The organism is Rhodoferax lithotrophicus, from assembly GCF_019973615.1.
GTDB lineage: Bacteria > Pseudomonadota > Gammaproteobacteria > Burkholderiales > Burkholderiaceae_C > Rhodoferax > Rhodoferax lithotrophicus.
In genome coordinates this window covers 1,871,201-1,891,410 of the sequence record NZ_AP024238.1, presented here as the reverse complement: position 1 = coordinate 1,891,410, position 20,210 = coordinate 1,871,201, and the positions used below count along the sequence as shown (strand labels likewise).

Below are 20,210 nucleotides of genomic sequence, written 5' to 3'. Positions count from 1 at the left end.
ATTTTTAATAGCTGCTTACGCTTTATTTACAAGCGCCACAACCACTTTTAACCAATAATTTTTACATCTACAGTCAATTGGATCGCTGCACCACCATGTCAGCCAACCCCTGCAAGATACGCGTATCCACCAAGCCGGTGTCAGCCAGCGCCTGCAACGCCTGGCGGTGCAAGGCTTGCGCATAAGCACGAGCAGCATCCAGGCCCATCAATGACACATAAGTGGGCTTGTCATGTTCAGCGTCTTTACCGGCTGTTTTACCCAGCGTGCTGGAGTCCGCAGTGACATCCAGAATATCGTCCACCACCTGAAAAGCCAAGCCGATGGCTGCCCCATAGCGATGAAGTGCGGCACGTGCCACAGACATGGGCTCGGCGCAAACCGCCCCCATCATCACACTGGCTTGCAACAGCGCCCCGGTTTTAAGCCGGTGCATTTCCCGCAACTGGTCTTCAGTTAATTGCAATCCAACGCTGGCCAAATCAATGGCCTGACCACCTGCCATACCTGCACAACCCGCTGCACGCGCTAACAAACGGCATAACTTGGCTTGTTGAGCGGATGCAATGGCTGAACCTTCAGGGGTCAGCAATTCAAAAGCCAGTGCTTGTAGCGCATCCCCCGCCAACAAAGCGCTGGCTTGGCCAAACTGCACATGCACCGTGGGTTTGCCGCGCCGCAGCACATCGTTGTCCATACACGGCATATCGTCATGTACCAACGAATAAGCATGAATCAACTCCACAGCACAGGCGGCCCGCAGAGCGGCTTCACCCGACCCCTGTGTGGCAGCTTCGGGATCAATCACACCCCGACGGGCAAGTTCATCATCACACTCTTCTATCGGCAAATAGTCATGCTTCAAACCGCTGTTGACGGCCTCACAGGCGGCCAGCACCAACAGTGGGCGCAAACGTTTTCCGCCATCAAGCACCGCATAACGCATCGCCGCCATCAGATCTGCCGGTGCGTGATGTTCCAAGTCAGCACCAGCATCCACACTCACCCAGCGATCCAGGGCAAGTTCTACCTGGTCCAGTTGGCGAGCAATCCAGGATTTCAGATCCAGCGGTACGAGGGGGGTTATTCGGGTGTCCATGTTTTCAGTGTGCTGCCATCGAGCACTTTCACTTGGTTTTCAACCGCTTCCAGGCGATCACGACAAAACGTCAGCAATTCTGCACCACGTTTGTATTGAGTGAGTAATTGCTCCAGGGGCATATCGCCAGACTCCAGTCTGGCGACCAGTTGTTCCAGCTCTTGCAGTGCCACTTCATAGTTTGCCGGTACGGAACTGTGTTTGGAGGCGGTAGCCATAGATTGAGATGCTCCCCGGGATCAAAATGGCGATTTTAGGCGCACCATGGGGTCTGGACACATCCACTCCGACAACAGCCTTTCAACGAATGAAGAAAGGGGCAGGCTATAATGCTCGGCTTTGCTGCTTTACCCGTGAGGGTTTGAGTATCAATCGGGTTACCGCCACCCTTTTTCTTGGCGAGGTGAGGCATCCGGCATCAGTCGGGGCCGTTTTAAATATCGGAGTGTCCACATGGCACGCGTATGTGAAGTCACGGGCAAAGGCCCCATGGTTGGGAACAATGTTTCCCACGCCAACAACAAAACCAAACGTCGGTTCCTGCCGAATCTGCAATACCGCCGCTTCTGGGTGGAGTCTGAAAATCGCTGGGTGCGTCTGCGCATCTCCAATGCCGGTCTGCGTTTGATCGACAAAAACGGTATTGATGCGGTGCTCGCTGACCTGCGCGCTCGTGGTCAAGCCTAATTCATTCACCAGACTAGAAAGAACATCATGGCAACCAAAGGCGGACGCGAAAAAATCAAGCTGGAATCCACAGCTGGCACTGGCCACTTCTACACCACCAGCAAAAACAAGAAAACCACTCCCGAGAAAATGTTGATCAAGAAATTTGATCCCAAAGCTCGCAAGCACGTGGATTACAAAGAAATGAAGCTGAAGTAATTCAGCCCTTTCCTGACAAAAAAGCCCGCTCACTGCGGGCTTTTTTGTTGCAACGGCTGCTCCCCATTTCCAAATCACGCTCATCCAGGCGGAGAGCCACGGACAGCACCATTGCACACACCTACCCCTTACCCTACCACCACCCGGCTCACCCCACCGGCCTGGCGCAGCACCTGCACCCGGATGCCGATGCGCTCAGTCATCTCGGCCACGTGCGAGATCACCCCGACCTTGCGGCCCTGCGCCTGAAGGTTGTCCAGCGCATCCATCGCCACCCGCAACGATTCCGCATCCAGGCTTCCAAAGCCCTCATCGATGAACAGCGACTCCACCTGCACCCGGTGCGACGACAACGAGGCCAGCCCCAGGGCCAGCGCCAGCGACACCAGAAACGACTCGCCGCCCGAGAGCGAATGCACCGAACGCACCTCGTCGCCCATGTCCTGGTCCACCACCAACAGGCCCAGGCTGTCCTTGATGCGCTGGAGACGATAGCGGCACGTCAGGCTTTGCAAATGGCGATTGCCATAGTCCAGCAGAATGTCCAGCGTGAGCTGCTGGGCAAAGTTGCGAAACTTTTTGCCGTCGGCTGAACCAATCAGCTCACTCAACTGCGCCCAGACCCGCGCCGTGGCGCTCTGGCGCTCAATCTCTGCACGCAAGGATTCGGACTTGAGCAGGCGCTCATCATCCTGGGCGATCTCGATCTTCAGCGCTGACAAGGCCTCAGCCAAGACTTCCATCGCCTGCGTGGTCTGGGTCAGGTTCACCTGCAAAGCGCCGGCTTCTTCCGGCCCCGGTTTCGCCACTTCATGCACCGTCAGGGTCTGTTGCTGGCTGAGCAACACTGCCTGCGCCGCACTCAAGGATTGCTCTAATTGTTGTAGCGTCTTACGCTCATCAGATAAGCTCTGCAGGCTGATTTCATGCAAAGACTGCAATTCAGCCACGGTCAATGACGGATGCTGTGTGTTGAAGTCGGCCAGCCAGGCCGCCAACTGGGATTGCGCTGTGGCCTCAGCGCTGCGCAATTGATCCAGTTGCAGGCCGTTCTGCCGCAGCGCCTCTTGCCTGCGGGCCAGCTCGGCCTGCGCGGTTTGTAAGCCCTCAGTACTGCGACTCACTGCGCCCCTGGCCGCTTCCAGTGCGGCATTCAAGCCAGACTCGACTTCGGCCAAGGCCTGACCGGCCCACAGGGCGTTGCGTTGGTCGCGGTACGCCTGCAATTCGGCTGCCACCTGGGCGCAGCGTTCTGATTGACTTTGAAACTGCTGTTGCGCCTGCTCACACGCACTCTGGCAGGCGGTTCGCTCCTGTTGCAAGACACTCAGGCGGTGCGTCAGCGTGGTGCGGCGTTCTTGCTGGCTCAGCCAGGCCTGGGCATCGCTGCGGCATTGCGCCACAAACGAGGTAGCCGCATCCACACCCAACCCGCTGGCATCGGGGCCGATCCGACTTTGCACCGCCACGTCCTCGCGCCAGCGTGATTGCCACTGCGCATGACCAAAAGCGCCGTCGAGTTGATCCAGCAGTGCCGTGATCTGCCCGTCAAGCTCGCTGAGTTGGTGCTGCGTGGCCTCAATGGCCTGCGCCATGGCACCGTGTTCGACCTCCAGACGACTCACGGAAGCCCTGGCCTCTGTCAGCGCCAACTGGGTGCGATTGAGCACCTGCTGGGCGGCTTCGCGCTGTTTGAGTTGTTCACGGTAGGCAGCTTCCTGCTGACACAGGTGAGCCAGCGCGGTTCGGATGCCTTCCTGTTGTGTTATCAACCAAGGGCTGCGCTCAGGCTCGGTCAATACATTCACCTCGGCTTGTAAACTGTGAGCAGACCACTGCGCCAAGCAGTCGCTGCGATCCGCTTCCAGTTGCCCCTGCTCCTGTCCCAGTTGCTCAAGATGCGCCTGACTGCTGGCCTGGCGGGCCTGCGCCGCAGCCAGCAGGTCCAGCAGCGCACGCAGGTCAGCCTGTTTGGCCTTGACGTGGTCTTGCAGACTTTTCAGCATGGCATCGGCCACCGGCGCATGGCTGGCATAGGGATGCTCCACCGCGCCGCACACCGGGCAGGCCTGGCCGTCTTGCAGGCTGGCCCGCAAGGCTTCGGCGCTTTGGCTGGCCGCCAGTTGGGCCAGATGCAAGGCCTGCTCGGCGGAATGCAACTCGGCTTCCAGCCGCGCTCGCCTGGGGGAACCATCGTCCAGCGCTTGTTGGCTGCTCTGACATTCCAGTTGGTGGGCCTGTTGCTGAGCGAGAAGTTTGTCCTGCTGACGAGATAGCTCGGTGTGGCGCTGCCACAGCTGGGCGGCGCTGTGCAATTGCTCCCGGCGCGCTTCCAACGCCTGTTTGTTTTGCGCCAGTTGCTCGGCATCGACCGCCGCACAAGCCTGGGCCAGGGTGTCGAGTGTTTCACTGGCGGCCTGCGTGGCCTCGGTGGCGCTTGCCAGCGCGGCTTGCGCTGCGACACCGGCCTGCGCATTCGCCGCCGCTCGTTCCTTCAGCCCCGCCAACCCGGTCTGGGTCTGGTGGTGCGCGTTCAACCCCTGCTGCACCTGGGCAAACAGTGCCTCCCAGCGCTGCCAGCCTTCGGCCAGCGGGCGCAGCGTGGCGTGCGCCGCCAGCCAGTCTTGTGCCGCAGTCAGATCACGCTCGGCAGACGCTATATTTTCAATAGCTTCTTGCGCACGTTTTTCCTGGGCTAAAAGGTGTTTTTGTGCGTCATTCCTGGATTGCTCGGCAGTCTGCCATTGCGGTGTCAGGGTGGCGATGCGGGCATCCAGCACACGGGCCTGGTCGATATCAGGCTGCGCCTGGGTTCTGGCAGCCTCGGCCAGGCTCACCTGCGCCAAGGCTTGCGCATGGCTGCCCTGATGGGTGCCGACTTGAGCTTGCGCCCTGTCCAGCTCGGCACGGGCGACCAACTCAGCGGCTTCTGCGCTGTCCACCGCCTGCGTCAGGCGCGTCAGCTCCGCGCACAGGTGCCGCGCCGCCTGCACCTGCTCCAGCCGCGCCAACTGGGCACGGCGTGGTTCGGCAGCCACTTGCTCGGCTTGGGCAGCCTCCAGCTTCTGACGCGCCTCCCCTTGCGCGGCTTGCAGGCGATCCCATTGCTGAAACCAGCGCAGGTGGGCCTCAAGCACGGTTTTTTGCTGCGCCAGCTCGCTGGCCTGCGTGGCGTGCCGCTGAAGCTGGTTTTGCTTGTCAGCACGTGCTTCCGGGGCCAGCGGCTGCTGGTCTTTGAGCTGGGCTTGCAGGCGCTCCAGCGCGTCTTTTTCAGCCTTCATGCGGGCAAAGGCCTGCATCGAAATCGTGGCAAAGGTGCCGGTGCCGGTCAGGGTTTGCAGCAGCTCGGCGCGTTCGTCGTCTGAGGCTTTCAAGAACGCCGCAAAGTCGTTTTGCGCCAGCAACACGGCGCGGGTGAACTGCTCAAAGTTCAGGCCAACGCAGGCTTCGATGCGTTTCAGGGTTTCAACCTTGCGGTGGTCGCCCAGCGGCTGGGCATCCACCAGACGCAGCAGCGACAGCTCGCTCTGCTGCAACTTGCCGTCGATCTTGCTGCGTGAGCGGCGCACCGACCAGCGGGCGCGGTAGGCCACGCCATCGCTGCCGACAAAATCCACTTCGGCAAAGCCCTCAGCCGCGCCCCGGCGCAGCAGGGTGCGTGGGTCAGACGGGCTGATGTCGTTGTCACCCACGTCAGGAATTTCCCCACCGCGCCCGACCCGGCTCAGACGCGGCGTGCGCTCATACAGGGCCAGGCACAGGGCATCCAGCAACGTGCTTTTGCCCGCACCGGTCGGGCCGCAAATGGCGTACAGGCCGGCGCTGGCCAGCGGTTCGTTTTGGAAGTCGATGGCAAATTCAGCCGCCAGTGAGGCCAGGTTTTTGCCGCGAATGGCGAGGATTTTCATGGCTGGTCTCCTTCCGGGGCTTGGTTGACCAGCTCAGTGAAGGCAGCCATCAGCTCGGGCGGCGGTGCTTCGCCAAAGCGGTGCTGGTACAGGCGCTCAAAAAAGCCCGCCGGGGCCAGGTTGCTGAGTTCATCGACCGACACCAATGCGGCGGCCTCCATCTGACCTGACCCGGAACTGCGGGTCTCGATGCGCACCAGACGCACCGGCTTGTCGGCCAGCGCGGCTTCCACCAGCGCACGCAAACCCGGCTCGGGGGCACTCAATTGCACCCGCACCAGCAGAAACGGCCACTGGGCAGGCGGCAAGTCGGGCGGCAGGCTCAGTGTCTGGAGTTCGGCCAGCACCTGCGCCAGCGGCGCGGGTTGCCTGGGCACACGCAGCAGCTCGACGCTGCGCGGGATGCGAATGTCGCGCGTGCTGGCGACGGCATCACCGTCAAGCTCAACAATCACCACCTGGTGCGGGTAGTCCAGCTCAGAAAACGACATCGGCAAGGGGCTGCCGCAGTAACGCCGCGTGGCATCACCACCGAGCTTTTGCGCCAGGTGCAAGTGGCCCAGCGCCACATACGCCACGCCGGGGGCAAACACGCTGGCCGATAAGGCCTCAGAGCCACCAATCACGATGCGCCGCTCGGACTCTTCCGACACCTGACCGCCGGTGATGTGGCAATGCCCCATGGCGACGATGGCCTGGCCGGGGCTGCGTTTCTGGCAAGCCAGCGCATAAGCCTGGGCGTAAATCGCCGCCATGCCGGCCATGTAGGGGTCCGTGGCATCTTCCACCAGCGGCACGTCGCCGGGGCGCAAAAACGGCATGGCAATACACCAGGCGGCGACTTGGCCGCTGTGGTCTTTGAGCGGCAGCACCAGCCGATTCAGGTCAATGCCATCGGGGGTGCGCGGCACGTGGCCGATCACATGGGCATCCAGCAGCGACAAAAACGGGGCCGGGGCTTCCAGCCGACCGGGCGAATCGTGGTTGCCAGCAGTCAGGACGATGCTCAAATGCGGTACGCGCTGGCGGGCTTGGGTCAGAAATTGGTAGAGCTGGTTTTGCGAGGCGGCTGAGGGGTTGGTGTTGTCGAACACGTCACCGGCAATCAGCAAGGCATCGACCTGTTCGGCCTCCAGGGTATCGAGCAGCCAGGCCAGGAATTGCGCGTGTTCAAAGCCACGCTCAAACTGGTTCAGGCTCTGGCCCAGGTGCCAGTCGGAGGTGTGCAGGAGTTTCATGGTGCTCATCCCAATATCAAAAAAGCCCGCTGACTGCGGGCTTTCACATAAAACGCTACATATTCAATAGCTTCCTGCGCAGTATCCACCTGCGCTACAGGCCTAAAACCCTTGTAAATCAGGCGTGTGCCGCACGCAGCTTGAGCGAAAACTCCTGCAAGGCCGCAATACCACTGGCTTCGGCACGCTGGCACCAGGCTTGCAAGTCGGCGGTCAGTTGCTCACGGGTGTGGGAACGGTTCAGCCAAAGCTGGCGCAACTCTTCACGCATCAAGACCATTTTGTCGAGCACCGGGGAGGCCGCACGCACCACCGCCAGTTGCGCAGCCACGGCGGCGGGCACTTGTTCAGCATCACGGTGCAGCCAACTTTTGGCCGCTTTGATCAGGGCAGTATCGGGATGCCGCGCTTGCAAGGCCGCCACTTCGGCGCTAAACGCCTGGCGCATACCCTTGGCGTAACCGGCCATCAACTCAAAGCGGTTTTGAATCAGGGCCTCCAGCGTTTGCTCGTCCGCCACCGGGCGCACCGCACCCAGCGCCAGTCGTGGGGGGGTCTTTTTGACCTTGGCCAGCCCCAGGCGTTGCAACAGGCTGATATAGGCCCAGCCAATGTCAAACTCATAGGATTTGACGGACAGCTTGGCTGAAGTCGGATAAGTGTGGTGGTTGTTGTGCAGCTCTTCGCCGGCGATCAGAATGCCCCAGGGCGAGATGTTGGTGCTGGCATCAGGGGCCTCAAAGTTGCGGTAGCCCCAGTAGTGCGCAGCCCCGTTGACGATGCCAGCGGCCATCACCGGAGTCCAGACCATTTGCACCGCCCACACCGTCAGACCGGCCGCACCAAACAAAGCCAGATCAATCAGCAGCATCAGCGTGATACCCGCCCAGGAAAACCGGGTGTACAGATTGCGCTCAATCCAGTCGTTGGGCGTGCCGTGGCCATAGCGCAGCATGGTGTCCTTGTTGGCAGCCTCCTTGCGGTACAACTCGTAACCTTGCAGCAACACGGTTTTGATGCCATAGACATGCGGGCTGTGCGGGTCTTCGGGCTGCTCACACTTGGCGTGGTGTTTGCGGTGAATGGAAGCCCATTCCTTGGTCACCTGCCCGGTGGTCAGCCATAACCAAAAGCGGAAAAAATGCGCGGCCAGTGGGTGCAAGTCCAGCGCACGGTGCGCCTGGTGCCGGTGCAAAAAGATGGTCACGCTGAGCATGGTGATGTGGGTCATCACCAGCGTGAACAGCACGATTTGCCAAGCACCCCAACGCAGAAGGCCGATGGCGGCCCAGTCAACCAACGAAGTCATCTCAATGTCTCTCTCAAATATAAATTGTTTTATTGACGCTGCCAGACCGCAGCAAAAAAGCCATCGGTCTGGTGACGATGCGGCCACAGGCGCAAAAAGCGCTGGCCGTTTTCACCACCGCTGCACAGGTCAGCGGCGTGCTCGACTTTAAGCCCTTCCAAAACCTCGCCAGCATCCAGCGGCACAAAGTCCTTATTGGCCTCGGTGAATGCCAGGGCAATAGCCTCGTTTTCCTGCGGCAACACGCTGCAGGTGGCATACACCAGGCGGCCACCAGACTTCACCAGGCGCGCCGCACTTTGCAAAATGGCGGTCTGCTTGACGGTCATTTCTTCGACCGCCTTCATGTCCTGGCGCCATTTCAGATCGGGGTTGCGGCGCAGCGTGCCCATGCCGGTGCACGGTGCATCCACCAGCACACGGTCAATCTTGCCCGCCAGGCGTTTGACACGGTCATCCCGCTCATGGGCAATGGCGGCCGGGTGTACGTTGCTCAATCCACTGCGGGCCAGCCGTGATTTGAAGGCATCCAAGCGGCCCGCCGAGGTGTCAAACGCATACAACCGCCCGGTGGAACGCATGGCCGCACCAATGGCCAACGTTTTGCCACCCGCACCAGCGCAAAAATCGACCACCATCTCACCACGCTTGGCATCCAACAACATCGCCAGCAGCTGGGAGCCTTCGTCCTGCACCTCAAAATCACCACGCTTAAAACTCTCTGCCTTGTTGAGCGCAGGTTTGCCAGCAATACGCAAGCCCCAGGGCGAAAACGGCGTGGGAACAGCCTTGATACCCAGAGCGGCAAGTTCTTTTTGCACATCGGCACGCTTGGCCTTGAAGGTATTGACACGCAAGTCCAGTCCGGCCCCTTTGTTGAAACTTTCCACCAAAGGCCAAAACTCCGCACCGAGCTGCTCTTTGAGCGGGGCCACCAACCACTCCGGCAGGTTGTGACGATGGCGCTCCATCAGGTCTTCGGGTTTGATTTTTTCGCATTGATCCAGCCAATTGATTTCTTGTTCATTCAAGGCACTGCGCAAAAAATCACCAGGGCCATAAAAGCCGAGAATGGCCAAACGGCGTTCTTTGGGGCCACTGCCCGAAGGGGCAAAGTGGTCAAACAGGAGTTTTTTGCGCAAGACGGTGTACACCGTCTCGGCCATGGTGGCGCGTTCACGCGGCCCGAAACCACGGTGATCACGGAAAAACCGTGACACGATGGCATCAGCCGGATGGTCAAATTTGAGAGTCAGGCGTACCAGTTCGGCACAGGCGTCTAGAAGAGCTTTTGGATGCATAGGTGTCGATTGTCCCACGGGAACTTTACGCAACTTCACCCCTCTGACTATGTAGCCACAAAATGCAGTTGCACAATGTACGGATGATTCCCCGATGTGGCTGCCATACCTCCAGCTACCAACCTGACCGACATGCCTTCTTTGCAGACTATTCCACATGCTTTTTTGCCTTAAACCCTTCTCTCACCCACCGGCATGGCCATACAGGCGAACCATACTGACGGGTTCGATGGCCTTGTTTTTAGGCGTGCTGCTTGGCTGTGCCAGCCCAGACACCCTAGAGTCAGCCTCTGCCAACCTTCCTGCCGAATCAGAGGCTATACAAATCCGCTGGTGGAAGAATTTTCATGACCCATTGCTGGCGGATCTGATCAGCCAGGCCCTCAAGGCCAACTCCAATATCCACTCTGCCCAAGCGGCCCTCCAGGAAGCCCGCGCCTTGCGGGATGTCAAACTGGCCAACACGCGCCCGCAACTCACCCTGTCGGGATCGGCTCAACGCAGCACTGCGGACAACACCCCAGCCAGCATCAGTTTCAGAAGCGGCATGGATGCGAGCTGGGAAATCGATGTCTTTGGCGCGCAACAAAGTGCCGTTGCCAACAGCGAAGCCAGTCTGGTAGCTGCCACGGCCAATCTGCGCGACGTGCAGTTGAGCATGACCGCCGAAGTGGCCCTGGCCTACATTCAACTGCGTGGCTTGCAAGCCCAGCGGGTGATTGCCCTGAACAATCTGGCCAGCCAATCCGAAACCCTGCAAATCACCCAATGGCGCGCCCAGGCCGGGTTGGTGACCTCGCTGGAGGTGGAACAGGCCCAGACAGCGGTCTCACAAACAGCCGCACAAATTCCCAACCTGGAAAGTAATCTGGCCATAGCCCGGCACAGTCTGGCGGTACTGACGGGACAAAACCCCAAAGAGCTGGATGCCCAGCTACTGGAACAACGCCCTATACCACTCGTGGCGGCAACCGTCGTCGATGTCATTCCGGCCGACAGCCTGCGCCAGCGGGCCGATGTGCGTGCGGCCGAAGCGCGCATCACAGCGGCACTGGCCGCTGTGGATGCAGCCGACGCGGCACGCAAGCCCAGCTTCAAACTGGGTGGATCGGTTGGCCTGACCGCCCTGACTCTGGCGGGCCTGGGCAATGGTGCTGCGATGGCCACCCAGATACTGGGCAGCGTGTCCATTCCGGTACTGGATGGTGGTGCGGCCAAAGCACAGGTCCGGGTCCAGCAAGCTGCTTTGCTGCAAACCCGTGCGACCTATCAAAACACCTTGCTCACGGCACTGAAAGAGGTTGAAGATGCCGTGATCACCCTGCATAACGACCGCACCCGGTTGGGCCACCTACAACAAGCCGCCAACGCAGCTCAAAATGCCGCGCTGCTGGCACAAAACCGTTACAGCAGCGGGCTGGTGGATTTTCAGACTGTGCTGCAAACCCAGCGCACGCTCTTGAGTGCACAAGACAGCCTGGCCAGCTTGCAAGCCGACTTGAGCAGCGACCATGTGCGTCTGGTCAAAGCCATGGGCGGTGACTGGCCATGACAGCCATCCTCTGACAACTCAACCCCGCTTTGCACCGCCCCTTTTTGATGAGTACTCCTATGTCTGAACCCTCCAAGCCAACGTCTCAAGCACCCACTCAGCAACCCACCGATTTGGCAGTCCTGCTGCAAGAGCAGCTCAAACCGGTTTGGTGGCGACGCAAGGGGCTCTGGATAACTATATTATTGATAGCTGCTAGTGCAGGTGGATACTACGCATGGAGCCAAAACAAGCAAAAAAATGCACTCCCCAGCTATGTCTCCGAACCCGCCACCAAAGGCAATCTGACACTCACCGTCACCGCCAACGGCACACTGCAACCCACCCGCTCAGTCAATATCGGCAGCGAACTCTCCGGCACCGTACGCCGGGTGCTGGTGGATGTGAATGACCAGGTCACAAAAGGCCAGATCCTGGTGGAACTCGACACCGCCAAGCTCAGCGACCAGGTGACGCGCTCCCGCGCCGCCTTGGCCAGCGCCCAGGCGCAGCTGGCACAAGCGGTGGCCACGGTCAAGGAAAGCAGCACCGGTCTGGCCCGTCTGGAAGAAGTGGCCAAACTCTCTGGCGGCAAAGTGCCCTCCCAAACCGAGCTGGATACCGCTCGTGCCACCCATGATCGGGCGCTCGCTGGAGACCTCAATGCCCGTGCCAATGTGGAATCTGCCCGTGCTTCCCTGTCCACCGATGAAACCAATCTATCCAAAGCATCCATCCGCTCGCCCATTGACGGTGTGGTGCTCACCCGCACGGTTGACCCGGGTAATGCGGTGGCCGCTTCATTACAGGCGGTGACCCTGTTCACCGTGGCGGAAGACCTGCGCCAAATGCGTTTGCAAGTGAATGTGGATGAAGCCGATGTGGGCAGCATCCAGATCGGACAAAAAGCCAGCTTTACCGTCAGCGCCTTCCCCAGACGACGTTTCCCCGCATCCATCACCCGTGTGGCCTATGGTTCGACCATCACCGACAACGTGGTCACTTACCAGACGCTGCTCAATGTCACCAACGACGACCTGAGTTTGCGACCTGGCATGACTGCGACCAGCAGCATCATTGCGGTCGAGCGAAAAGACGTACTGCTGGTGCCCAACACCGCACTGCGCTTCTCGCCACAAAGTGCCGATACCACAGCCAAAGGTGGCAGTGACATCATGTCCAGCGTGATGCCACGTATGCCCCGGGTCAGCAAAAAAGCCAGTGGCGGTATCGCCAAACAAGTCTGGGTGCTGCGTGATGGTGTTGCCGTGGCGGTGAGCGTCACACCCGGCATCAGCGACGGGCGGATGACCGAAATCACCGGTGGTGATCTCCAGGAAGGCATGCAAGTTATCACCGATCAGCGTTCAGCCAATGCTGCCAAAAAACCATGAGCGCCCTGCCCTTGATTGAACTCAAGGCCGTCACCAAAACCTACGGCCAGGGAACCACCGCTTTTCAGGCCCTCAAAGGTGTGGATCTGGTCATCCACGCAGGTGAGTTTGTGGCCATCATGGGCCCCAGCGGCTCAGGAAAATCCACCGTTATGAACACCCTGGGCTGCCTTGACACACCCAGCACAGGTGAATATTTGTTTAACGGCATCCATGTCGAGACCCTCACGCGTGACCAGCGTGCGTTGTTGCGCAGGCGCTACCTGGGTTTTGTGTTCCAGGGCTTTAACCTGCTGGCGCGCACCAGTGCCCAGGAAAATGTCGAACTGCCGCTGCTGTACCGGGGTGAGCCAGCCAAAACACGCCACGCTGCAGCTAAAAAAGCGCTGGCTTCTGTAGGACTGGCTGGCTGGGAACATCACACTCCTGCCGAACTCTCGGGAGGCCAACAACAACGGGTGGCGATTGCCCGCGCCATCGTGACCGAGCCCGCCGTATTGTTGGCCGATGAGCCCACCGGAAATTTGGATACACACCGCAGCCTGGAAATCATGGAGCTGCTCTGGAAGCTCAACGCCGACCACGGCATCACTGTACTGATGGTCACCCACGAAGCCGACATGGCTCAGTACGCCAAGCGTATCGTGCATTTTGTCGATGGTGTCGTCGACAGCGACACACCTAACCCGCACCCAACGGCACACCACCAGAACACCACACAGGAGGTGGTTTGACATGTGGCTCAGTACCCTGCTTTTGGCCATGCGCTCAATCCGGCGCAATTTGCTGCGCTCATTTCTGACCATTCTGGGCATTGTGATTGGTGTCAGCGCCGTCATTACCATGGTCACCGTGGGCAATGGTGCCACGCTGGCGATTCAGAACCAGATTGCCGGGCTGGGCACCAATTTGCTGCAGGTGCGCCCGGGCCAGCGCATGATGGGCGGTGGCGGCGGAGCCCCTTCGTTCAAGGCCGCCGACGCACAAGCCGTGTTCAGTCAGGTCAGCAGCCTGCTGGCGGTAGCCCCGGAGGCACGCAGCAATGCCACGCTGGTGCTCGATGGCCGCAACTGGAGCAGCAGCGTGATTGGCAGCACCACCGACTGGCTCACCACCGGCAACTGGAAGGTCGCCGATGGTCGGATCTTCACGGCTGAAGAACAAATGGCTGGTGCAGGTGTGTGCCTGATTGGTGAAACCGTGCGCCGCGAATTGTTTGGGAGCCAAACTGCGGTGGGAACCTCCATTCGCGTCAAGCAAATCAGCTGTGAAGTCATTGGTGTGCTGGGCTCCAAGGGACAAGGTGCTTTTGGCAATGATCAGGATGACATGGTTTTTATGCCGCTGAACACCTTGCAGCGGCGTATCACCGGCAACACCCGTGTCAACACGTTGCTGGTGTCCATGCAGGACAGTGCCGACCCTGATCGCGTGAAAGCGGCCATTACCCAACTGCTGCGTGAACGACGCAAACTGGCCGAGAGTGAGGAAGACAACTTCAATGTGCTGGACACCAAGCAGCTTGGTGAAGCCTTCTCCAGTACCACTCAAGTCATGACTACACTTTTAGGCGCGGTAGCTGCCGTGAGCCTGTTAGTGGGCGGCATTGGCATCATGAACATCATGCTGGTGAGCGTGACAGAGCGCACCCGCGAAATCGGCCTGAGACTAGCCATTGGCGCATTGGAGCGAGAGGTGTTGCTGCAATTTTTAATAGAGGCCGTAGTACTGTCAGCGCTAGGCGGTCTGCTGGGCATTCTGCTGGCCACCGGAGCCTCGATTGGCCTGTCCAAAGCCATGGATGTGCCCTTTGTATTCGACCCGAGCATCAACGGACTGGCCTTTGTATTTTCGGCCGGTATTGGTGTGCTGTTTGGCTATTTCCCCGCGCGCCGGGCAGCACGCCTGGATCCGATTGAGGCACTCAGGCACGAGTAATTTTGAACTGAACCAGAGGTAAGATGTATCGGAAATTACGCCACATAGCCTTGCGCTAGATGACATGAAACCCCTACTTCCGCACCTCCTCTTCGGCTCAGTGACCTTTGAAGAGAGCGAAGAATACCAAGAGTTCCAGTACAAATTTCTGATCGTGGTGATGGTCTTTGGGGCGCTGTTCACCTCGTTTTTCATCGTCGCTGACTCCATACAGCTCAATCCTTTGGGCGGCCCGCACATGCGATCCATGGCGTTTTTTTCCACGCTTGCAATGTTGCTTTTTGCTGTGCTGCGTGGCCGAAAACATCTCTTTAAACCCGTCGCCTGGACATATGAAGCGATTTGCCTTCTTGAATACAGCTCTGCCCTGATGTATGTACCAGAAGACGAGCTCCGACTGCTCTGGTTTTTTGTCAACATCCCTGGGGTATTCATACTGCTGGGGAAACGCGTTGGCTGGTTCATCACCCTTGGCACATGTGCTGGCCTGACATTGGGCAACACCCACCTTTCACACCCTTATTCGCTACCTGCAATGGCCACCAACATGGCGGCCATGCTTTACATGGGTGCGTTTTTTCACGTCTACAGCAACCGCTCCATCTCCTACTTCACCCGAATGCAGGCGTACAACACCAAACTACATCAACTGGCTACACATGACCCCCTCACAGGGGTCATGAATGCACGCGCCTATTACGAACGCTGTGACCAGCTCATCGCCGCTGCCAGCCGCAAGAATGAGGGATTTTCGGTGTTGTTCCTGGACCTTGACCACTTCAAGGCAGTCAATGACACCTATGGGCACGCCGCTGGTGATTGGGTACTCAAGGCTGTTGCCAGCACAGTCCGATCAAGTATCAGGCGAAGTGACGCGATGGGCCGGGTTGGTGGAGAAGAGTTCTCCGTCTTTCTTCCAGCCACAGCGTCAGAAACAGCGGTCGAAGTGGCAGAAAGTATTCGCCAGGCGATTGAGGACTCGATGCCCGATATAGGAGGCCGCCAATTGAAGGTCACTGCCAGCATCGGCGTTGCTGCCTGTGCAGGAACAGGGCAAACCATGCAACACCTTCAAAAACAGGCCGATGAGGCCATGTATGTCGCCAAAGCCGCAGGGCGCAACCGTGTGTCGGTGCTCAAACATGCGTGATGTAGCACTCAACAAACATCCACGGACGTTGGCGAACAAAAAAGCCCCGTAACCTATTGAGCTACGGGGCTTTTTGCTTTGTTTTTGGACTTCTGTGGAAGTCTGCAAACGCAGTGTTGGCGGAAACGGAGTCGGCATGAAGTGAATCCGCCATAGTCCGTATGAATCCTTGTTGCTCATTCATATCAACGGGTTACAGCGGATGATCAGTTCGCCAACTTCCAGAGTGTCCACTCAGAAACACGCGCTATTGATATGTGCCTTGATATGTGACTAGGTTGTTAAGTTCTTCAACGAAACATCCACAGGTCAAAATACACATCATGGCAATCCGCAAACTAACCGATCTCAAGATCAAAGCCAAAATCCGAGAAATCGAAGACCTTCAGTTTAGCCCACAAGCAAAGAACGCTTTGGTTGGCGATGGCGAAGGGCTGTACCTGAGTATCGCCAAAAGTGGCACAGCAAGCTGGCTGTTCCGGTACATGGATCATGGCAAGGCAAAGAGCGTCGGTCTTGGCGGATACCCATCGACATCCCTGCAAAAGGCCAGAGAGAAAGCGCAGGAGCTTCGTGATGCCCGCACTGTAGGGGTCGATCCAGCTCAAGCCAAGAAGGAAGCCGTGCGAGAGGAAAAGCTGCAATTGGCCAAAGCCAAGACCTTTGAAACCTGCGCGCTGGAGTTCATCGAGTATTCAAGGCCAATGTGGAAAAACATCAAGCATGGGCAGCAGTGGACGAATACGCTGACTCAATATGCCTTCCCTGTTATTGGCAAGAGTTCAATCAGTGACATCCATGCAGATGACATTGTTCGGATTCTTTCACCAATTTGGCAGACAAAGAGGGAAACGGCCTCGCGTTTGAGGGGCCGCATCGAATCCGTACTGGACTGGGCGACAGTAAACGGATGGCGAAAAGGCGATAACCCGGCACGACTCAAGGGCCACATGGAATACCTGCTGCCTAAGGTGCGTGCAGGGGTCCAAAATCACCACGCATCACTCCCCTATGACAGGCTACCAGCATTCATGAAGACCTTGCAGTCAGAGAGCGGCATGGCAAGGTATGCGCTGGAGTTTTTGATCTTGTGCGCGTCACGTACAGGTGAAGTCGTTGGTGCCAAGTGGGAAGAGTTCGACTTGACCAAAGGTGTCTGGACGATACCAGCCGCCAGAATGAAGGCGAACATTGAACATAGAGTGCCATTGGGGCGGCGCGTTCTTCAAATCCTGACCATCATCAAGCCATTTTCAGGCAAGAACTTCGTGTTTATCTCCGGCAAGAAAGACAAGGCCATGACGAACATGTCCATGGCAATGTTACTCAGAAGAATGGAACAGCCAGACATCACTGTACACGGGATGCGGTCAACATTCAGGAATTGGGCTGGCGAATGCACTGAGTACCCCTTTCAGGTGTGCGAACAGGCACTTGCACACAGGCTGCCAGATGCGGTCGCCGCCGCATACCTTAGAAGCGATTTTTTCGTAAACAGGGTCAACCTCATGAAGGATTGGGAGACATTCGCGTTGTCAGAATGCCAACCTTGACTAAAGCGCAGGCAGTGCAGAAGGACCACATCGGCAAGCGTCAAGGATGCGTCATGTGCCTGCACTCAAGGCAGCGCTTGGCAAAATGAACAAGCTAATCTAGAATCTGAACACCTGACCTCTTAAAGCAAGAGGTCACCTCGTCGCTGCTTTAGCAACCGCTGAATAGACGAGGCTCCAATTAGCTGTTGCCAGTTAATGCATGGCGAGACTCCGTAGCAGTAGCGGACTCGACCGAGTGGTGTCAACTTTCCCCAAAACGGGGTTGGTTGGCGCTGCGCCCTTCCAGCCCTTTAACCAGGATTGGAGGCGCAATTGTCAGTTCATCATCTCACTCATCTAGTGCCGCAAAGTGCCCTACTTTGCACAGAGCATTCTGATCAGACCAAATCGGGAACGTTAAACCGCACAGAACGTTCAACCATGGTCAGTGCGGTTCGATTTCCGGCAAAGCGGAAATGGCCTCGCGAGGACATCCAATTCGTCCCTGATGCCCATCTGGACTCATCAGTTGCCATCCTTGATTACATCAAGGCTCATGGGGCTAAAACTGTATTGGTCGGCGCGGAGTATGCCAAACACTTAAAGCCAGCCCCTCAAGATGGCCGCACCTACGTCGTTGAGGACCCGCGCCGCCCTGATGTTTTGCACTTTACGTACCCGGACGGCAGCTACAAGCGTGTTGACGGCAAGACTTCGCCGACTGTGGGCAGTATTTCCATTGTCATTCACCCAAAACGGGTTTTCTACAGTGACCGCAAGAACGGCAAGCGCACCCGCTTGGCTCATAAGGTTTGTGCAAAGGCGACTGTTGTTCGTCAGGACGATGCACCACCTGAGTTGTCCCTGATTGACATCCATCGCGTGAAGCGCATCACCGGCTTCAAGAAAAGCTTCATCTACGCGCAACCTGACTTTCCAGAACCCGTGCGACTTGGCACCTCTCGCCGGTCATCTGTGCGCTGGATAGAGGCAGAGATTTTGGGTTGGGTGCGTGACCTTATATCCAAACGCAACAGTAATCAGATAGCCATATAACTTTAGGAGTATTCAAAATGAAACGTCAAGACATCAGTATTTCAAAGCTCTCACCAGAGGAAATCTGGAATCAACTTGGGTATGAAACCAAGAAAAATCCAATCGAAAAATTGTATCCGTTGGACACTGTCACTGCGCGCTGGGAGGGCAACCTGCCGGGTGGCGACGAAGACTTTACCGGGGCGACTGTCTTTCCGATCAAAGACGCAACAAAGTCGATTCGTAATGGGCTGGCTGTCAAGTTTGAGAACGGCGCACCAGATACCTATCAGTTCGCGTATATCTCAATGGAAGCGACCGAAGGATTTTTTGTTCGCTTTGGTTCAGGTAACAAAATCTTCTTGGTGACATCAGATTTCTTAACCGCAGTGGCATTGGCAAAAAACACGGGTTACCCATCCCATTTTTCTCTCTACCCGGAGAACACGGAGGATGTTGCCATCAACTTAGCCAAGGCGTTTCCAGATGCCATGGTTGTCATTTGTGAAGACCAGCAGCCTGATTGCAATAAGTTGCCAAAGAATGTGTGCCAACTTATTCCGCCGGAAAAAGGTTTTTACGAGAAGGTTTTGGCAAAACCAAAACAGGTCAAGCAAAAAATCGACGAATGCATCTTGATCAAAAAGAATGAGGTAATCGAAGAAGTCAAGGCAAAACCTGTCCCAAAGAAGACCGGCATAAATGGGAACACCCTGGTTCGATTATTGGTGGCACTGGTTCTCTCGTGCTGCTCCATGTCGGAAGGTGCCGCGCTACTTTTTGTGCTGTACGTTTTCTTTACCTACCTTACTGACAAGGTGCAACATGCGCCCCTCTTTGGATTTTGCGCACCGGCAAGGCGGTGTGGTAAGACGACGGGACTCAAACTTGGTGCGTACTTGGTCAAGGACCCTTTCTATACTAAGCTCGTCACCAAGTCTGCGCTGGAAATCATCACAGATGGATCCAAGACCCCACTACTGGACGAGTTGGATCAGTTCATCAAGAACAACCCAGACCTAGTCGGATTGATCAACGGTGGCGTGGAGGATGCCGCTGGAAACGCCCATACAGGTAAGCAAGGGCAAGTTGTTATCAGGAAAACATATGGGGCCAAGCTCTACGCCATGATTGGCCGTCCACCAGAGACCGTGTTTGACAGGAGCATTATTATCAGTATGAAGCGCAAAGGCGTAAATGAACTGAAGGACAGGGTCACGTCGAAGAAAAAAAGCTGCCTCCACTTGCGCCGTGAGGTGATGCAATGGTGTGAGGCCAACAGCGACGAATTTGAAGCGATGCTGATTGCTCCATTGGATGTCAACAATGACAGGGCACGTGACAACTATGAGCCACTCTTGCGCATTGCTGCATGTATCTCAGACACCATCGAGAAAGAGGCTCGTGCGGCATCTATTGCAAATGTGCTCCTCCAGCAGGCCACGGACGACAGCGGAGAGCAACTTATTGGCGACATCAAGCGTATCTTTGACGATGCCGATTTGAAGGCTATCAGCAGTGCAGAATTAGCCGCAAAACTGCGCGGGTCTGAAGGTGGCGTATGGTCTGCCTCGAACGGGAACAAGGCAATTAATCCGATTCGCATGGCGCAAATGTTGGAGCTTTTTGAGGTCAGTCCGAAACCAATCCGGATCGACGGCAAACAAGTTCGCGGGTACAGCCGTGAGTCGTTTGAAGACGCGTTTGCACGCTACTGCGTTCAAGATGAAGTAACCAACGAGTAGCATACATAACCCAAAAAGCCGTCACAGGTGTCACAGAGTAATTGGCTACCGCAGATGATATTTTTATTTGTCGGTCATTTACTCCATATGACACTGTGACGGGAGTGACAGTTTATTAACTTCACTAGTCAGAAATAGTAAT

Annotated in this window: 16 protein-coding genes; 10 read left to right on the top strand and 6 right to left on the bottom strand. The window is 57.3% G+C overall.

Annotation, left to right across the window (positions count from 1 at the left end; translation table 11 throughout):
* Positions 1–73: 73 nt before the first annotated feature.
* Both LDN84_RS08730 and LDN84_RS08725 read right to left on the bottom strand, forming a co-directional pair.
* Positions 74–1,099: a polyprenyl synthetase family protein gene (locus tag LDN84_RS08730; protein ID WP_223911273.1), complete on the bottom strand. Its 1,026-nt coding sequence runs from the start codon at positions 1,097–1,099 to the stop codon at positions 74–76.
* Positions 1,084–1,317 carry an exodeoxyribonuclease VII small subunit gene (locus LDN84_RS08725; RefSeq protein ID WP_223911271.1) on the bottom strand — a complete coding sequence of 78 codons (234 nt, stop codon included), beginning with the start codon at positions 1,315–1,317 and terminating at the stop codon, positions 1,084–1,086. Before LDN84_RS08725 ends, LDN84_RS08730 begins: the two co-directional genes overlap by 16 nt.
* Before the next feature lie 235 nt (positions 1,318–1,552).
* Here LDN84_RS08725 and rpmB point away from each other — a divergent pair, with 235 nt between their 5' ends.
* Positions 1,553–1,786, top strand: coding sequence for a 50S ribosomal protein L28 (gene rpmB / locus LDN84_RS08720; protein ID WP_056667014.1), 234 nt, complete (start codon positions 1,553–1,555; stop codon positions 1,784–1,786).
* Positions 1,787–1,813: 27 nt separating this feature from the next.
* The gene (rpmG, locus tag LDN84_RS08715) at positions 1,814–1,984 is read left to right on the top strand and encodes a 50S ribosomal protein L33 (protein ID WP_223911267.1); all 171 of its coding nucleotides are present in this window, start codon (positions 1,814–1,816) and stop codon (positions 1,982–1,984) included.
* A gap of 128 nt (positions 1,985–2,112) precedes the next feature.
* On the opposite strand, the gene LDN84_RS08710 is transcribed toward rpmG, so the two are convergent.
* The 4 genes from LDN84_RS08710 to LDN84_RS08695 form a co-directional block, all read right to left on the bottom strand.
* Positions 2,113–5,892: an AAA family ATPase gene (locus LDN84_RS08710; RefSeq protein ID WP_223911263.1), complete on the bottom strand. Its 3,780-nt coding sequence runs from the start codon at positions 5,890–5,892 to the stop codon at positions 2,113–2,115.
* Positions 5,889–7,130, bottom strand: a complete 1,242-nt coding sequence (locus tag LDN84_RS08705; RefSeq protein WP_223911260.1) for an exonuclease SbcCD subunit D — start codon at positions 7,128–7,130, stop codon at positions 5,889–5,891. The genes LDN84_RS08710 and LDN84_RS08705 overlap by 4 nt, the downstream gene beginning before the upstream one ends.
* A 118-nt stretch (positions 7,131–7,248) precedes the next feature.
* Complete coding sequence (locus LDN84_RS08700) at positions 7,249–8,439, bottom strand: DesA family fatty acid desaturase (RefSeq protein WP_223911257.1); 1,191 nt, start codon at positions 8,437–8,439, stop codon at positions 7,249–7,251.
* A 29-nt stretch (positions 8,440–8,468) separates the two neighbouring features.
* A complete protein-coding gene (locus tag LDN84_RS08695; protein ID WP_223911254.1) occupies positions 8,469–9,740 on the bottom strand; it encodes an RsmB/NOP family class I SAM-dependent RNA methyltransferase in 1,272 nt (423 codons plus the stop codon).
* Positions 9,741–9,969: 229 nt separating this feature from the next.
* Here LDN84_RS08695 and LDN84_RS08690 point away from each other — a divergent pair, with 229 nt between their 5' ends.
* The 8 genes from LDN84_RS08690 to LDN84_RS08655 all read left to right on the top strand — a co-directional run bounded on the left by LDN84_RS08690 (position 9,970) and on the right by LDN84_RS08655 (position 20,068).
* Positions 9,970–11,292, top strand: coding sequence for an efflux transporter outer membrane subunit (locus LDN84_RS08690; RefSeq protein WP_223911250.1), 1,323 nt, complete (start codon positions 9,970–9,972; stop codon positions 11,290–11,292).
* 59 nt (positions 11,293–11,351) lie between these two features.
* A complete protein-coding gene (locus tag LDN84_RS08685) occupies positions 11,352–12,665 on the top strand; it encodes an efflux RND transporter periplasmic adaptor subunit (RefSeq protein WP_223911246.1) in 1,314 nt (437 codons plus the stop codon).
* Positions 12,662–13,399: an ABC transporter ATP-binding protein gene (locus LDN84_RS08680; protein WP_223911243.1), complete on the top strand. Its 738-nt coding sequence runs from the start codon at positions 12,662–12,664 to the stop codon at positions 13,397–13,399. The genes LDN84_RS08685 and LDN84_RS08680 overlap by 4 nt, the downstream gene beginning before the upstream one ends.
* A 1-nt stretch (position 13,400) precedes the next feature.
* Positions 13,401–14,603 carry an ABC transporter permease gene (locus LDN84_RS08675; RefSeq protein WP_223911239.1) on the top strand — a complete coding sequence of 401 codons (1,203 nt, stop codon included), beginning with the start codon at positions 13,401–13,403 and terminating at the stop codon, positions 14,601–14,603.
* A gap of 64 nt (positions 14,604–14,667) precedes the next feature.
* Complete coding sequence (locus LDN84_RS08670) at positions 14,668–15,753, top strand: GGDEF domain-containing protein (protein WP_223911236.1); 1,086 nt, start codon at positions 14,668–14,670, stop codon at positions 15,751–15,753.
* A 323-nt stretch (positions 15,754–16,076) separates the two neighbouring features.
* A complete protein-coding gene (locus LDN84_RS08665; RefSeq protein ID WP_223911233.1) occupies positions 16,077–17,306 on the top strand; it encodes a tyrosine-type recombinase/integrase in 1,230 nt (409 codons plus the stop codon).
* 315 nt (positions 17,307–17,621) lie between these two features.
* A complete protein-coding gene (locus LDN84_RS08660) occupies positions 17,622–18,344 on the top strand; it encodes a helix-turn-helix transcriptional regulator (protein ID WP_223911231.1) in 723 nt (240 codons plus the stop codon).
* Between the two features lie 17 nt (positions 18,345–18,361).
* Positions 18,362–20,068 (top strand): DUF3631 domain-containing protein, encoded by a 1,707-nt coding sequence (locus tag LDN84_RS08655; protein ID WP_223911228.1) that lies wholly within the window; start codon positions 18,362–18,364, stop codon positions 20,066–20,068.
* The last annotated feature ends 142 nt before the right edge of the window (positions 20,069–20,210 follow it).

Excerpts from the sequence above, each read along its gene's own strand:
- rpmG (WP_223911267.1), top strand. The coding sequence starts at position 1,814 with ATGGCAACCAAAGGCGGACGCGAAAAAATCAAGCTGGAATCCACAGCT.
- LDN84_RS08700 (WP_223911257.1), bottom strand. The coding sequence starts at position 8,439 with ATGACTTCGTTGGTTGACTGGGCCGCCATCGGCCTTCTGCGTTGGGGT.
- LDN84_RS08725 (WP_223911271.1), bottom strand. The coding sequence starts at position 1,317 with ATGGCTACCGCCTCCAAACACAGTTCCGTACCGGCAAACTATGAAGTG.
- LDN84_RS08670 (WP_223911236.1), top strand. The coding sequence starts at position 14,668 with ATGAAACCCCTACTTCCGCACCTCCTCTTCGGCTCAGTGACCTTTGAA.
- rpmB (WP_056667014.1), top strand. The coding sequence starts at position 1,553 with ATGGCACGCGTATGTGAAGTCACGGGCAAAGGCCCCATGGTTGGGAAC.
- LDN84_RS08705 (WP_223911260.1), bottom strand. The coding sequence starts at position 7,130 with ATGAAACTCCTGCACACCTCCGACTGGCACCTGGGCCAGAGCCTGAAC.
- LDN84_RS08710 (WP_223911263.1), bottom strand. The coding sequence starts at position 5,892 with ATGAAAATCCTCGCCATTCGCGGCAAAAACCTGGCCTCACTGGCGGCT.
- LDN84_RS08675 (WP_223911239.1), top strand. The coding sequence starts at position 13,401 with ATGTGGCTCAGTACCCTGCTTTTGGCCATGCGCTCAATCCGGCGCAAT.
- LDN84_RS08665 (WP_223911233.1), top strand. The coding sequence starts at position 16,077 with ATGGCAATCCGCAAACTAACCGATCTCAAGATCAAAGCCAAAATCCGA.
- LDN84_RS08690 (WP_223911250.1), top strand. The coding sequence starts at position 9,970 with ATGGCCTTGTTTTTAGGCGTGCTGCTTGGCTGTGCCAGCCCAGACACC.
- LDN84_RS08695 (WP_223911254.1), bottom strand. The coding sequence starts at position 9,740 with ATGCATCCAAAAGCTCTTCTAGACGCCTGTGCCGAACTGGTACGCCTG.
- LDN84_RS08685 (WP_223911246.1), top strand. The coding sequence starts at position 11,352 with ATGTCTGAACCCTCCAAGCCAACGTCTCAAGCACCCACTCAGCAACCC.
- LDN84_RS08655 (WP_223911228.1), top strand. The coding sequence starts at position 18,362 with ATGAAACGTCAAGACATCAGTATTTCAAAGCTCTCACCAGAGGAAATC.
- LDN84_RS08680 (WP_223911243.1), top strand. The coding sequence starts at position 12,662 with ATGAGCGCCCTGCCCTTGATTGAACTCAAGGCCGTCACCAAAACCTAC.
- LDN84_RS08730 (WP_223911273.1), bottom strand. The coding sequence starts at position 1,099 with ATGGACACCCGAATAACCCCCCTCGTACCGCTGGATCTGAAATCCTGG.